The sequence below is a fragment of the Curtobacterium sp. C1 genome (assembly GCF_021049325.1).
GTDB classification, from domain to species: domain Bacteria; phylum Actinomycetota; class Actinomycetes; order Actinomycetales; family Microbacteriaceae; genus Curtobacterium; species Curtobacterium citreum.
In genome coordinates this window covers 724,679-738,615 of record NZ_CP088076.1, presented here as the reverse complement: position 1 = coordinate 738,615, position 13,937 = coordinate 724,679, and the positions used below count along the sequence as shown (strand labels likewise).

Sequence of the window (13,937 nt, the reverse complement as noted above, 5' to 3'; positions counted from 1 at the left end):
GCGCGGGGCCGCCGGCGCGGCCGCGGCTAGCGCGAGCGCGAGAACGCGGCGTCGAACGCGGCGTCCGGCGGCGCGATGGTCCCGAGCTGCCGCACGAACGCCAGCGCCTCCGGGCCGCCGACGAGCCGGTCCATGCCCGCGTCCTCCCACTCGACGCTCGTCGGCCCGTCGTACCCGATGTGGTTCAGCACGCGGAACACCCGCTCCCACGGCACGTCCCCGTGCCCGGCGGTGACGAAGTCCCACCCGCGCCGCGGGTCGCCCCACGGCAGGTGCGACGACAGGCGTCCGTTGCGGCCGTCGAGCTGCTTCACCGACTCCTTGCAGTGCACGTGGTACACCCGGTCCGCGAAGTCGAGCAGGAACGCGGCGGGGTCCAGGTCCTGCCAGACGAAGTGCGACGGGTCGAAGTTGAAGCCGAACGCCGGCCGGTCCTGGAACACCTCCAGCGCCCGCTTCGCCGTCCAGTAGTCGTAGGCGATCTCGGACGGGTGCACCTCGAGCGCGAAGCGGACGCCGACCTCCTCGAACACGTCGAGGATCGGCGACCACCGGTCGTGGAAGTCCTGGTAGCCGGCGTCGATCATCGAGGGCGGCACCGGCGGGAACCCGGCGACGGTCTTCCAGATCGACGACCCGGAGAACCCGGTGACGGTCGTGACGCCGAGCGCCGCGGCCGCGCGGGCGGTCCACTGCAGCTCCTCGGCTGCCCGCTGACGGACGCCCTCGGGGTCGCCGTCGCCCCACACGTGCGGCGCGAGGATGTCCTCGTGCCGCTGGTCGATCGGGTCGTCGCACACGGCCTGCCCGGTCAGGTGGTTCGCGATCGTCCAGACCTGCAGGCCGTTGCGCTCCAGGATCGCCTTCCGGTCCGCCACGTAGTCGGGGTCCGTCGCGGCGCGACGGACGTCCAGGTGGTCGCCCCAGCAGGCGATCTCCAGGCCGTCGTAGCCCCACTCCCCCGCCAGTCGGGCGACCTCCTCGAACGGCAGGTCCGCCCACTGGCCGGTGAACAGGGTGACCGGTCGCGTCGCCACGCTCGGCCGGGAGGCACGGGTCGTCTCCGTCATGCTGCTTCCTTCCTCCTGCTGCTCGTTCACCAGGTGCTCGGCTCGGCTCCGGCAGGAACGGTCTCCGGTCGGTCGACGCGCGACCGCACGTCGACCACGGCGTGCTCGCGGGCGGCGGTCGAGACCGCCTCCATCACCTCGAGCACGTGGAACGCGAGGTCGCCGGACGCCCGGTGCGGCCGGTCGGTGGCGATCGCGTGTGCCATGTCGGCGAGGCCGTACCCGCGTCCGGCGTCGGCGTACCCGGCGCTCGTCGGCAGGTCCCGCCACTCGCGGGGCCGTGCTGTTCCCCCCTGGGCATCGGCGATCGACACCGGATCGGAGAACCGGTTCGGGTCGGGGACCCCGAGCGTGCCCGCGGTGCCGTACACCTCGAACAGTGGCGCCCGGGTGGCCCAGACCTCGAAGGACACCGTGACCGTGGAGACGACGCCGTCCGCGTGCTCGAGGACGGCGACCACGTGCGTGTCGATGTCGACCCGGAGCGGGGTGCCCGCGGCGGGTCCGGTCGCGATCGTGCGCTCGCGGTCGGAGCGGGTCGAGGCGCCGCTCACCCGGACGACCGGTCCGAAGAACGACACGAGGCTCGTCAGGTAGTACGGCCCCATGTCGAGCAGCGGCCCACCACCCGGCTGGTAGTAGAACGCGGGCGCCGGGTGCCACAGCTCGTGCCCGGGCGCCGACCAGGACACGGCGGCACCGACGGGCGTGCCGATCGCACCGCTGTCGAGCGCCTGCCGGGCCGTCTGGATCCCGGTGCCGAGCACGGTGTCCGGCGCGCTGCCGACCCGCAGCCCCGAGCGCCGGGCGAGGTCGAGCACGGGCTGCGCCTCGGCCGTCGACATCGCGAGCGGCTTCTCGCCGTAGACGTGCTTGCCGGCCTCGAGCGCCCGGGTCGCGATCTCGGCGTGCGCGGCCGGGATCGTCAGGTTGAGCACGACGTCGACGTCGTCCGCCGCGATGAGCTCGTCGACGCTCGTCCCGCGGACACCCTGTGCCTCGCCGACCGACTGCGCCCGGGCGACGTCGATGTCCGCGACGGCGGTCAGCTCGAGCCCGGGCAACGCCGGGAAGTGCTCGAAGTACTGCTGGCTGATGACGCCGACCCCGACGACACCGACCTTCATCGCGCTGCCCACAGGAGTCCCCTCTCGATGATCGTGCGGAGCGGCTGCGACTCGACGACCTCGAGCCGGTGCCCGGGCGCCGAGACGAACACGCGCCCCTGCCCCCACTGCCGGGTCCAGATCGCCGGCGCCGTGACCGGACGGTTCCAGGCGTCGAAGTCCCGGGCCTCCTGCGTCGTGGTCGCCAGCACGTCGTTGTACTCGTCGGAGAGCACCCAGTACTGCTCGGTCACCAGGTCGAAGTCCTCGATGCCCTGCGTGATCGGGTGCTCGTGCCCGGCCTCGGTGATGTGCACCGTGTACGGGATGTAGTTGTCGGACTGCTCGCCGGTGCGCTCGGACGGGTGCTTGCCCGCGTGGTGCGCGAACTGCCCGCCGATCATGTGCAGGTAGTCGGCGGTGTTCCGGAACGCGTCCGCGATCCCGCCGTGCCATCCCGCGAGTCCGGCGCCGCCGAGCACGGCCTTCTGCAGTCCGGCGAACTCGTCGTCCGCGATGGTCGACATGGTGACGACCTGCACGATCAGGTCGACGTCGGCCATCACGGACTCGTCGGCGTACACCGCGGTCGAGTCCGACACCTGCACGTCGAACCCGTTGTCCCGCAGGAACGGGACGAACAGGTCGGTGGTCTCGACCGGCATGTGCCCGTCCCACCCGCCCCGGACGACCAGGGCCTTCTTCCCGCCGGTCATCGGATCGCCGTCCAGGCGCTGCCGTCGGCCGCGCTGCGCTCGACCGCGTCGAGGACCCGCTGCACGTGCAGGCCGTCCGCGAACGACGGCTGCGGGTCGGTGCCGGCGACGATCGCCCGCACGAAGTCCGTGACCTGGTGGCTGAAGGTGTGCTCGTAGCCGATCAGGTGCCCGGTCGGCCACCACGCGGCCATCCACGGGTGCTCCGGCTCGGTGACCAGGATGCGGCGGAAGCCCTGCTCCCCCGCGGGCGCCGACGACTCGTACAGCCGCAGCTCGTTCATCGACTCGAGGTCGAACTGGATCGCGCCCTCGGACCCGCTGACCTCGAGCGTCAGGCCGTTCTTCCGACCGGTCGCGTAGCGCGTGGCCTCGAACGTGCCGATCGCGCCGTCGGCAGCGCCACCGCTGAGCCGCCCGAGGAAGAACGCGGCGTCGTCGACGGTGACCTGTCCGCGTTCGCTCGACGCCGTGCCCGACAGGCCGACGCCCTCGGCCATCAGCGGGCGTTCGTGCACGAAGGTCTCGAGCGTGCCGGACACGGTGGACAGCTGTGCGCCCGTGACGTGCTCGACGAGGTCGATCGCGTGCGCGCCGATGTCGCCGAGTGAGCCGGAACCGGCGAGCGTCTTGTCGAGGCGCCACGTCATCGGGCCCTCGGCGTCGGCCAACCAGTCCTGCAGGTAGAGCGCGCGGACCTGGCGGACGGCCCCGATCCTCCCGTCCTGCACCAGCTGGCGGGCGAGCGCGATGGCGGGCACGCGGCGGTAGCTGAACCCGACCATGGCGCGGACGCCGCGCGCAGCGGCGGACTCGGCGGCGGCGGTCATCGCCTCGGCCTCGGCCACGGTGTTGGCGAGGGGCTTCTCGCACAGCACGTGCTTGCCGGCCTCGAGCGCGGCGATCGCGACCTCGACGTGCGAGGAGCCGGGCGACACCACGTCGACGACGTCGATGTCCGGGTCGGCGACCACCCGGCGCCAGTCGGTCGACGCGGCCTGCCAGCCGTACTGCCGGCGCGCGGCCTCGGTGCGCTCGGCGTCCCGCCCGACGACGACCGCCATCTCGGGCTCCACGCCGAGGTCGAAGAACCGCGGGGCGGTCCGCCACGCCTGGGAGTGCGCCGCCCCCATGAAGCCGTGCCCGACCATCGCGACCCGCAGTCGACCCGGTCCGTGTCCGTCCTGTGCCATCCACTCGCTCCTTTGCGATCCGGTGTTGCCAGGATCCACCCTACCGCTTATGTTGGGCGCGGCAACATTTTGTTTCGACGACGAACGGTGACCCACCATGGCAACGACGCCCACCCGTGACGACAAGTTCTCCTTCGGTCTCTGGACCATCGGCTACAACGGCTCCGACCCGTTCGGCGGCCCCACCCGTCCCGCGCTGGACGTGGTCGAGGCGGTCGAGAAGCTCGACGAGATCGGCGCCTACGGCCTGACCTTCCACGACGACGACCTGTTCGCGTTCGGGTCCACCGACGCCGAGCGCCAGGGCCAGATCGACCGCCTCAAGGGCGCGCTCGAGTCGACCGGGATCATCGTGCCGATGGTCACGACGAACCTGTTCTCGGCCCCGGTGTTCAAGGACGGCGGCTTCACCTCGAACGACCGCCAGGTCCGCCGGTTCGCGCTCCGCAAGGTGCTCCGCAACATCGACCTGGCCGCCGAGCTCGGCGCGAAGACCTTCGTCATGTGGGGCGGCCGCGAGGGCTCGGAGTACGACTCCGCCAAGGACGTGCAGGCCGCGCTCGAGCGTTACCGCGAGGCCGTCAACCTGCTCGCCCAGTACGTCACCGACAAGGGCTACGACATCCGCTTCGCCATCGAGCCGAAGCCGAACGAGCCCCGCGGCGACATCCTCCTGCCGACCCTGGGCCACGCGATCGCCTTCACCGAGACGCTCGAGCGCCCGGAGCTGTTCGGCATCAACCCCGAGGTCGGCCACGAGCAGATGGCGGGCCTGAACTTCACGGCCGGCATCGCCCAGGCGCTGTACCAGGGCAAGCTCTTCCACATCGACCTGAACGGCCAGCGCGGCATCAAGTACGACCAGGACCTGGTGTTCGGCCACGGCGACCTGCAGAACGCGTTCTCGCTCGTCGACCTGCTCGAGCACGGCGCCCCGCAGGGCGGCCAGGCGTACGACGGCCCGCGGCACTTCGACTACAAGCCGTCGCGCACCGAGGACATCACGGGTGTCTGGGACTCCGCGAAGGCGAACATGCGCATGTACCTGCTCCTCAAGGAGCGCGCGCAGGCGTTCCGCGCCGACCCCGAGGTGCAGGAGGCCCTGTCCGCCGCGAAGGTCGACGAGCTGAGCACCCCGACGCTGAACAGCGGCGAGTCGTACGACGACTTCCTCGCCGACCGCTCGGCGTTCGAGGACTTCGACGCCGACGCGTACTTCGGCGGCAAGGGCTTCGGCTTCGTGCGCCTGCAGCAGCTCGCGATCGAGCACCTCATGGGCGCTCGTTGAGCCAGCAGCTCGTCGCCGGGGTCGACTCGTCGACCCAGTCCTGCAAGGTCACCATCCGGGACGCGTCGACCGGTGCGGTCGTCCGGGAGGGGCGTGCGTCCCACCCGGACGGCACCTCCGTCGACCCCCGCCACTGGTGGGACGCGCTCGGCACCGCGATCGCGGACGCCGGTGGGTTCGACGACGTCGCCGCGGTCGCGATCGCCGGGCAGCAGCACGGCATGGTCGCGCTGGACGCGGACGGTCGCGTGGTCCGCGACGCGCTCCTCTGGAACGACGTCCGCAGCGCCGACGCGGCCGCGCAGATGGTCGAGGAGCTCGGCCGGGAGGCATGGGTCGCCCGGACGGGTCTGGTCCCGGTGGCCTCGTTCACCGGGACCAAGCTGCGCTGGCTGCGGGACGCGGAGCCCGAGAACGCGGCGCGGGTCGCCGCGGTCGCGCTCCCCCACGACTGGCTGTCGTGGCGGCTGCGCGGGTACGGCCCGGCGGACGAGAGCCCGCTCGGTCCGGACCTCGACGCGCTCGCGACCGACGGCTCCGACGCCAGCGGCACGGCGTACTGGGACCCGGTGCGCCGCGAGTACGACGCGGAGCTGTTCGCGGCCGCCCTCGGTCGTGGCCTCCGCGTCGCGGGTGGCGCAACCGCAGCCGCAGCCGGTGACGACGACGCGGTCGTGGTGCCGCGGGTGGTCGCACCGGACGAGGCGATGGGCACGCTGGGGTCCGACGTCGCGCTGCCGGGCGGCGCGACCGCCCGCGCCGGACTCGTGGTCGGCCCGGGACTCGGCGACAACGCCGGGGCCGCGCTCGGCCTCGGCCTCGGTCCCGGCGACGTCGCGGTGTCCCTCGGCACGAGCGGGACGGTCTTCGGGGTCACCGACACCGAGGTGACGGACCCGAGCGGGACCGTGGCGGGCTTCGCCGACGGGACCGGGTCGCGCCTCCCGATCGTGACGACGCTCAACGCGGCCCGCGTGCTCGAGGTGATCGGCGGGCTCCTCGCCGTCGACCACGACGGCCTCGGCGAGCTGGCGCTGCAGGCGCCGGCCGGCGCGGACGGGCTCGTGCTCGTGCCGTACTTCGTCGGCGAGCGCACCCCGAACCGACCGGACGCGACCGCCTCGCTGCTCGGGATGACCCCGGCGACCACGGACCGGGCGCACCTCGCCCGCGCCGCCGTCGAGGGCATGCTGTGCGCCCTCGCCGACGGGCTCGCCGCGGTCGAGGGCACCGGCGTCATGGTGTCCCGGCTGCTGCTCATCGGCGGGGCCGCGCGGAACGAGGCCGTCCGGGCCGTCGCCGCGCAGGTGTTCGGCCGCGACGTGTCGATCCCGGAGCCGGGCGAGTACGTGGCGTCCGGTGCCGCTCGACAGGCCGCCTGGGTGCTGACGGGGAGCCTGCCGTCGTGGGAGGTCTCCGCCACGGTCGTCCCCGCGGACCCGCGCCCCGAGGTGCTCGAGCAGTACCGGGCACACGCCGCGCGCTGACACCGCTCGCGAGCGATCGATCCCATCGCGCACGGTGTAGGAAGACGTTCTGCGCGTCGGAGGTCGGAAGGTTCGTCCTCCGACGCGCGGAACGACCCACGATGCGCGGAACGCCATCCCGCGCGCAGAACGACCCCGGAGGACCCCATGCCGCTCACCGACCTGCCCCTCGACCAGCTCCGGGCGTACCGCCCCGAGGTGCGGCGTCCGGCCGACCTCGACGCCTTCTGGGCCGACACGATCGCCGAGGCCCGGGCAGCCGGTGCCGGCACCGCACCCGTCACCACCCCCGCCGAGACGCCGGTCACCGCCCTCGACGTGCAGGACCTGACGTTCCCGGGCTTCGGCGGCGACCCCGTCCGCGCCTGGGTCTCCCGCCCCGCCGGCCCGGCCGACCAGGACCTGCCCGTCGTGGTCGAGTTCCTCGGGTACGGCGGTGGCCGCGGACTCCCCGGGGAACGCGTGTCGTGGGCGCTCGCGGGCTTCGTGCACGTCGTGATGGACACTCGCGGGCAGGGCAGCGGCTGGGGCTCCGGCGGGGACACGCCCGACCCGCACGGCTCCGTGCCGCACGTCGGCGGGTGGATGGCGAGCGGCGTCGACGCCCCGGCGAACCACTACTACCGCCGCGTGTTCACGGACGCGGTGCGGCTGGTCGAGGCGGTCCGCACGCTCCCCGGCGTCGACGTCGACCGGATCGCGCTCACCGGCGGCAGCCAGGGCGGCGGGATCACCCTCGCCGCGGCCGCCCTGGTCGAGGCGCACGTCGGCCCGCTCGTCGCCGTGCTGCCCGACGTCGCGTTCCTGTGCGACTGGGAGCACGGAACGGCCGTCGCGGTCGGCGGCCCGTACCTCGAGCTCGCCACGCACCTGTCGGTCCACCGCGACGACGTCGACCGGGTGTGGGACACGGTGGCCTACTTCGACGGCGTGCACTTCGCCGAGCGCATCACCGCGCCGGCGCTGTTCTCCGTGGCGCTGATGGACGACGTCGTGCCGCCGCGGACGACCTTCGCGGCGTACAACGCCCTGGGCTCGGCCGACCGCGAGATCGCCGTGTACCCGTACAACGGGCACGAGGGCGGCGGCTTCCGGCACTGGGAGCGCCAGGTGGCATTCCTGCGCGAGCGGCTCTAGCGGGTCGCGCGTCCTGGGCGGTTCAGCGGCCGAGCAGCTGGGCGACCGCATCCACGACGACCTGCCGACGGCGCGCGGCCACCACGGCGGACACGGAGCCCGTCGCCTCGGCGGGCAACGCGGTCCACACCCCGGCGAGCTGCTGCACGAGGGCCAGGAGCACCGCCGGCCGGAACGACCGCGGCAGGACCCCCGCGCGCTGCGCCCGCTCGACCTCGGCGACGCTGGACTCGTGCCGCTCGACGAGCGCGGGGACCGGCGCGTCCGCACGCTCGAGGCGCTGCCAGGTCGCCAGGCGCGCGACCCACGGCCGCTCGACGACCGCGTCGTGCAGGCGTCCGGCCCACGCGGGCAGGTCGTCCGTGTCGAGCGGGACGGCGTCGTGCAACCCGCCGAGCTCCTGCACGAGGAGCGCGTCGAAGAGCCCCTCCTTGCCCCCGAAGTAGTGGAAGACCTGCGCCTTGTTGCTGTCCGCCGCCGCGGCGAGGCGCTCGACGCGCGCCCCCGTCAGCCCGTGGGCGGCGAACTCGTCGCGGGCGGCGTCCAGGATGCGCGCGCGCATCGCGTCGGCGGCAGGGGGCGTGAAGCGGGCCATGCGACCACGGTACCGACCCGACGGACGGTCGCCGTCGCGACGTGGTGACCGGGAGACGCAACGGGAGGCCCGTGGCGGCGTCGCCACGGGCCTCCCGTTGCGTCTGTGGTCGCGTCCGCCTACTCGGCGGCCTCGTCCTCTTCGTGGTTGAAGTGCGAGTCGTCCCCGGCGAAGCCGGCGGCGACGCCCTCGGGGTGGTCGGGGATGGTCCCGTCCTCGCCGAGGCCGTCGGGCTTCGGCGTGCCCTCGGGGTCGTTCGTGGTGTCGCGGGGGTCGTGGGCGTCGGACATGGCCTGCTCCTTCGAGGGTCGTGAGGAACGCGACGGTACGCGCGCTCCCCGGGAGTTCAGCCGCGGTCGGCGCGGACCGGACGGCGGCCGAGGGACGACTGGAAGCGGACGAGCCACCCGTCGGGATCGGCGACGACGAACTGCTCGACCCCGGTCTCCTCGTCGTCGACGCGGTACCACCGGTGTTCCACCGGCATGAACAGCGCGATGCCGGCGTCGGTCAGGCGGGCCGCGAGCGCTCCGGCGTCGGGGACGGCGACCTGCAGGTTCAGCCCGCGGCCGAAGGGGCGTTCGAGGGGGCCCGCGAGCCAGTTGCGCCCGACGCCGACCTGCTCGAGCAGCAGGTGCGCCGAGCCGAGGGCGATGGCCGCGAAGCGTTCCTCGGGGCGGGCGTACCGGACGACGAAGCCGCAGCGGTCCCGCCAGAACGCCAGGCTGCGGTCGAGGTCGGTGACCAGGAGTTCGGGCACCAGGGCGGGATCGGGATCGAGCGGCACCCGGCCATCGTCCCACCCGGGTGCCCGGTCGGCGGCGCCGAGTCTCGCGCGGGCGCACCGCGCGGGTGCGCGACCGCACCCGCGCCCTCAGACGAGCGACCAGGTGACCGTCCGACGGTCGGCGAGCGACACCTCGTGCACCGCACCGGTCACGCGCACGACCGCACGGTCCGTGGCGGACCCGGGCACCTCGTGCCGGACCGGACCGTCCCCGGAAGCGACGATCCCACCCGTCGGCACCGGGCCTCCCGGCCGGGACGCCGCCGCGTCGGACGCGACCCAGACCTGCACGTCCCCCGGCTCGACGACCTTCCGCATCGCCCGGTCCGTGAACGCGAACCGCTGCACCGGCACGTCGAAGCGCACCCGCACCGACCCGCCGGCGGGGAGCGCGACCCGGGCGTAGCCGAGCAGCTGGGCGACCGGACGGGTGACCGACGCGGCGACGTCGTGCCCGTAGAGCTGCACGACCTCGATCCCGTCCCGGTCCCCCCGTGTTCCTGATCGTGACGGACGCCGTGAACGCGCCGTCGGTGGCGACGGCGTCGTCGACCTGCAGGTCCTCGTACGCGATGCTCGTGTACGTCAGGCCGAAGCCGAAGGGCCGCACGGGCGTCGAGTCGGTCGCGGTGACGTCCGACGGGCCCCCGAGCCGCGGGTGCAGGTACGAGTACGGCTGCGCACCGGCGAACCGGGGCAGCGAGACCGGCAGACGACCGGACGGCGACGCAGTCCCGGTCAGCAGGTCGGCGATCGCGAGGCCACCGCCCTCCCCCGGGAAGAACGCCTGCACGACGGCGGACGGCTTCGCGTGGTCGCCGTCGAGCATCCAGCCGATCGCGTACGGACGGCCGGTCAGCAGCACCACGACGGTCGGGGTGCCGGTCGCGACGACGGCCTCGACGAGCTCGCGCTGCACGCCCGGCAGGTCGAGCGTCTCGGAGTCGTTGCCCTCGCCGACGGTGCCGCGGCCGAACAGGCCCGCCTGGTCGCCGACGACGACGACCGCGACCGCCGCGTCGCGCGCCGTGGCGACGGCCTCGGCGAAGCCGGAGTGGTCGTCGCCCTCGACCTCGGCGCCGGGGGCGTACCGCACGGCGTCGTCCCCGAGGGCGTCCTGCAGGGCCTCGAGCACGGTCGGGATCGCGAACCCGAGCGGCAGGCCCGGGTGCGTCGCGAGCACGTGGTTCGCGAAGGAGTAACAGCCCTGCAGGGCCTCGGCACGGTGGGCGTTCGGGCCGATCACCGCGACCGGGCCCCGCAGGACTGCGCCCGCAGCGGCGACCGCGCCCGCCGCGGCGTCGACCGCGCCCGTCGCGGCGCCGGAGACCGGGCCGCCGAGCGGGAGCACGCCGTCGTTCGCGAGCAGGACGAGCGACTCCGCCGCGAGCCGCCGCGCGAGCGCCCGGTGCTCCGGCGAGTCGAGGTCGACGCCCGTCGGGGGCTCGTCCTCGAAGGCATCGGGGTCGAGCAGCCCGAGCCGCTCCTTCTGCCGGAGGACCCGCAGCACCGCCCGGTCGACGAGCGCCTCGTCGACGAGGCCGCTGCGAACCCGCTCGACGAGGGGCGCGAGGTACGCGTCACCCGTCGGCAGTTCGACGTCGATGCCCGCGGTGAGCGCGAGTGCGGCCGCCTCGCCGCGGTCCCGGGCGACGCCGTGCATCACCTCGAGGAACGCGACCGAGAAGTAGTCCGCGACGACCGTCCCGTCGAAGCCGAGCCGGTCGCGCAGGAGCCCGGTCAGGAGCTCGGGGTCGGCCGCCACGGGCACGCCGTCGACCTCGGCGTACGAGTTCATGACGCTGCGGGCGCCCCCGTCGAGGAGCGCCATCTCGAACGGCGGCAGGAACACGTCCGCCACCTCGCGTGGTCCGGCGTGCACGGGCGCGTGGTTGCGTCCGGCGCGCGAGGCCGAGTAACCGAGGAAGTGCTTGAGGGTCGCGTCGACGCCGGCACTCTGCACCCCGCGCACGTACGCGGAGCCGACGGTGCCGACCAGGTACGGGTCCTCGCCGATGCACTCGTCGACGCGACCCCACCGGGGGTCACGCACGACGTCGAGCACGGGCGCGAGGCCCTGGTGCACCCCGAGTTCGCGCATCGAGCGGCCGATCACCGCGCCGACCTGCTCGACGAGCTCCGGGTCGAACGCGGCACCCCACGCGAGCGGCGTCGGGAAGGTCGCGGCGCGCCACGCGGCGAGCCCGGTGAGGCACTCCTCGTGCACGAGCGCCGGGATGCCGAGACGCGTCTCGTGCTTGAGCCGCCGCTGCTCCGCCCACAGCCACGCGGCGCGCTCGTCGGGCTCGACGGGCCGGGTGCCGTACACACGGGTGTACTGCCCGAGCCCGTGCCGGGTCACGTCGGCGAGCGTGTCGCCGCCCTGCGCGGCCGCCATCTCGCCCTGCATCGGCGCGACGACACCGTTCTGGTCGAGCCAGTAGCCGACGAGTTGCGCCGTCTTCTCCTCGAGGGTCATCGCGGCCAGCAGCGCGGTCACCCGGTCGGGCGCCGTCCCGTCCGCGACGTGCTGCGCATCGGACGGGAGGCGCGTGGCGGCGCCGCCACGCGCCTCCCGTCCGTCCGTCCGGTGGCGTCCGTCCGTCGGCTGGCGTCCGTCCGTCGGGTGCGTGGACGTGTCGAGCGCCGTCACCCCTTCACCGCCCCGGTCAGGCCACCGACGATGCGGCGCTGGAAGATCGCGAAGAACACGAGCGCGGGGATCATCGAGAGCGAGGTGAACGCGAGCACGCGCGCGGTGTCCACCGAGTACTGCGACGAGAACGCCTGGACCCCGAGGGGCAGCGTGTACGCCGACGAGTCGTTGAGGATGAACAGCGGGAGGATGTAGCTGTTCCAGCTGCCGATGAACGCGAGGATGCCGACCGTCACGACCCCGGGCAGGGACAGCGGCACGACCATGCGGAAGAAGAACCCGAGCCGGCTCGCCCCGTCGATCGCGGCGGCCTCCTCGAGCTCGTCCGGGATCGCCCGCAGGAACGGCACGAGGATGATGACCGTCGTCGGCAGGGCGAACGCGATCTGCGGCAGGATCACGCCGGCCAGGCTGTTCGTCAGACCGAGGTCCTTGACGAGCAGGTACAGCGGGGTGATCGCGACGGTGATCGGGAACATCAAGCCGGCGGCGAACAGCGAGTAGAGCGCGCCGCGACCACGGAACCGGTACCGGGCGAGCACGAAGCTCACCATGAGCCCGAGGACGACGACGCCGACCGTGGTGGTGACACCGGCGACGACGGAGTTGCCGAGCTGCTGCCAGAAGACGCCGCTCGTCAGGACCGAGACGTAGTTCCCGATCTGCCACGGGTTCGGCAGGCCGGCGGGGCTCGCGGTGATCTGCGAGTTCGTGCGGAAGCCGCCCAGGATGATGTACGCCACCGGCGCGATGCAGACCGCGATGAAGACGAGGGCGATGAAGTACGTGCCGAGGTTGCGTTCCTTGCGGACCGGACCGTGGTCACGGGAGCGGCGGCGGTTCGGCGCGACGATGGAGGCGGTGGCGGTCATCGGTCGCCCTTCTCGGTCAGGGCGCCGGCGGTGTCGCGGCGCAGGACGAACCGCTGGTAGACGAGGGCGACGACCAGCGAGATGAGGAAGATGACCACGGCCACGGCGTTGCCGTACCCGTAGTTGCCGGAGAGCCGACCGTTGGCGACCATGTACGTCGCCATGGTCGAGGTCCCGGCGGTGGCAGCGATGTACTGACCCCAGATGATGTAGACGAGGTCGAACAGCTGGAGCGAGCCGATGATCGACAGGAACGCCCAGATCCGGATGGTCGGGCCGAGGAGCGGGAGCGTGATGCGCCGCTGGATCTGCCAGTAGCTCGCGCCGTCGAGCTGCGCGGCCTCGAACAGCTCCTCCGGGATGCTCTGCAGGCCGGCGAGGAACAGGATCACCGCGAAGCCGATGTACTTCCACGAGATGATCGCGAGCAGCGTCCAGATGGCGATGTCCGGGTTGGACAGCCAGTCGTTCCGGAGGGCCCCGAGCCCGACGGCCTGGAGCAGGTCGTTCACTGCGCCGCTGGACTGGAGCATCAGGCTCCAGCCGGTGCCGACGATCACCTCGGAGATGACGTACGGCACGAAGATGAGCACGCGGATCAGGCCGCGCCCGCGGATGCGCTGGTTGAGCAGGAGCGCGAGGATGATCGCGATCGGCCCCTGCACGACGAGCGACCCCACGACGATGAACAGGTTGTGCCAGAGCACGCCCCGGAAGTCCGGGTCGGTGAAGATGATCGTGTAGTTCTGCAGGCCGACGAAGTCGGTCGGGGTGCCGTACCCCTGCCACTTGTAGAAGCCGTAGTACGCGGCCAGCACGACGGGCAGGATCACGAACCCGACGAACATCAGGGTGGCCGGTCCGGCGAGGACGGCGATCTCGACCCGGGTGCGGACGTCGTTGCCCTTGCGGGCCCGGCGGGCCGGGGCCGACGGCGAACCGTCGGCCCCGCCCGCGCGACGCCCCGTCCCGGACCGCGCTGCCCCGGACTGGTCCGTGGAGCGACTGGTGACGGAGGTGGTCATGGGTG

General features: G+C 73.2%; 12 protein-coding genes and 1 pseudogene. 3 read left to right on the top strand and 10 right to left on the bottom strand.

Annotated features, from left to right (window positions below; all coding sequences use genetic code 11):
• Nucleotides 1-26 precede the first annotated feature (26 nt).
• The 4 genes from LQK89_RS03730 to LQK89_RS03715 are packed head-to-tail and all read right to left on the bottom strand — an operon-like array spanning nt 27 to nt 4,085.
• Nucleotides 27-1,070: a sugar phosphate isomerase/epimerase family protein gene (locus LQK89_RS03730; RefSeq protein WP_174778834.1), complete on the bottom strand. Its 1,044-nt coding sequence runs from the start codon at nt 1,068-1,070 to the stop codon at nt 27-29.
• Between the two features lie 26 nt (nt 1,071-1,096).
• A complete protein-coding gene (locus tag LQK89_RS03725) occupies nt 1,097-2,197 on the bottom strand; it encodes a Gfo/Idh/MocA family protein (RefSeq protein ID WP_442874074.1) in 1,101 nt (366 codons plus the stop codon).
• On the bottom strand, nt 2,194-2,892 hold the full coding sequence (locus tag LQK89_RS03720; RefSeq protein WP_141860448.1) for a ThuA domain-containing protein: 699 nt from the start codon (nt 2,890-2,892) through the stop codon (nt 2,194-2,196). Before LQK89_RS03720 ends, LQK89_RS03725 begins: the two co-directional genes overlap by 4 nt.
• Nucleotides 2,889-4,085, bottom strand: coding sequence for a Gfo/Idh/MocA family protein (locus LQK89_RS03715; protein WP_231050239.1), 1,197 nt, complete (start codon nt 4,083-4,085; stop codon nt 2,889-2,891). The genes LQK89_RS03720 and LQK89_RS03715 overlap by 4 nt, the downstream gene beginning before the upstream one ends.
• Before the next feature lie 97 nt (nt 4,086-4,182).
• Between LQK89_RS03715 and xylA the strand changes: the two genes are divergently transcribed.
• The 3 genes from xylA (at nt 4,183) to LQK89_RS03700 (ending at nt 7,997) form a co-directional block, all read left to right on the top strand.
• A complete protein-coding gene (gene xylA, locus LQK89_RS03710; protein ID WP_058742654.1) occupies nt 4,183-5,373 on the top strand; it encodes a xylose isomerase in 1,191 nt (396 codons plus the stop codon).
• Complete coding sequence (locus LQK89_RS03705; protein WP_231050238.1) at nt 5,370-6,860, top strand: xylulokinase; 1,491 nt, start codon at nt 5,370-5,372, stop codon at nt 6,858-6,860. Before xylA ends, LQK89_RS03705 begins: the two co-directional genes overlap by 4 nt.
• Nucleotides 6,861-7,007: 147 nt before the next feature.
• Nucleotides 7,008-7,997, top strand: coding sequence for an acetylxylan esterase (locus LQK89_RS03700; RefSeq protein WP_231050237.1), 990 nt, complete (start codon nt 7,008-7,010; stop codon nt 7,995-7,997).
• 22 nt (nt 7,998-8,019) lie between these two features.
• Here LQK89_RS03700 and LQK89_RS03695 read toward each other — a convergent pair whose 3' ends face one another.
• The 6 genes and pseudogenes from LQK89_RS03695 to LQK89_RS03670 form a co-directional block, all read right to left on the bottom strand.
• Nucleotides 8,020-8,592, bottom strand: coding sequence for a TetR/AcrR family transcriptional regulator (locus tag LQK89_RS03695; RefSeq protein WP_231050236.1), 573 nt, complete (start codon nt 8,590-8,592; stop codon nt 8,020-8,022).
• A 119-nt stretch (nt 8,593-8,711) separates the two neighbouring features.
• Nucleotides 8,712-8,882, bottom strand: a complete 171-nt coding sequence (locus tag LQK89_RS03690; RefSeq protein WP_167510013.1) for a hypothetical protein — start codon at nt 8,880-8,882, stop codon at nt 8,712-8,714.
• Between the two features lie 56 nt (nt 8,883-8,938).
• The gene (locus tag LQK89_RS03685; RefSeq protein WP_231050235.1) at nt 8,939-9,379 is read right to left on the bottom strand and encodes a bleomycin resistance protein; all 441 of its coding nucleotides are present in this window, start codon (nt 9,377-9,379) and stop codon (nt 8,939-8,941) included.
• 87 nt (nt 9,380-9,466) lie between these two features.
• Nucleotides 9,467-11,858 (bottom strand): annotated as a pseudogene (locus LQK89_RS03680) (beta-glucosidase).
• A 170-nt stretch (nt 11,859-12,028) separates the two neighbouring features.
• Entirely contained in the window at nt 12,029-12,907 is an 879-nt protein-coding gene (locus LQK89_RS03675; protein ID WP_114848865.1) for a carbohydrate ABC transporter permease, read from the bottom strand.
• The gene (locus LQK89_RS03670; protein WP_231050234.1) at nt 12,904-13,932 is read right to left on the bottom strand and encodes a carbohydrate ABC transporter permease; all 1,029 of its coding nucleotides are present in this window, start codon (nt 13,930-13,932) and stop codon (nt 12,904-12,906) included. Before LQK89_RS03670 ends, LQK89_RS03675 begins: the two co-directional genes overlap by 4 nt.
• Between the last annotated feature and the right edge of the window lie 5 nt (nt 13,933-13,937).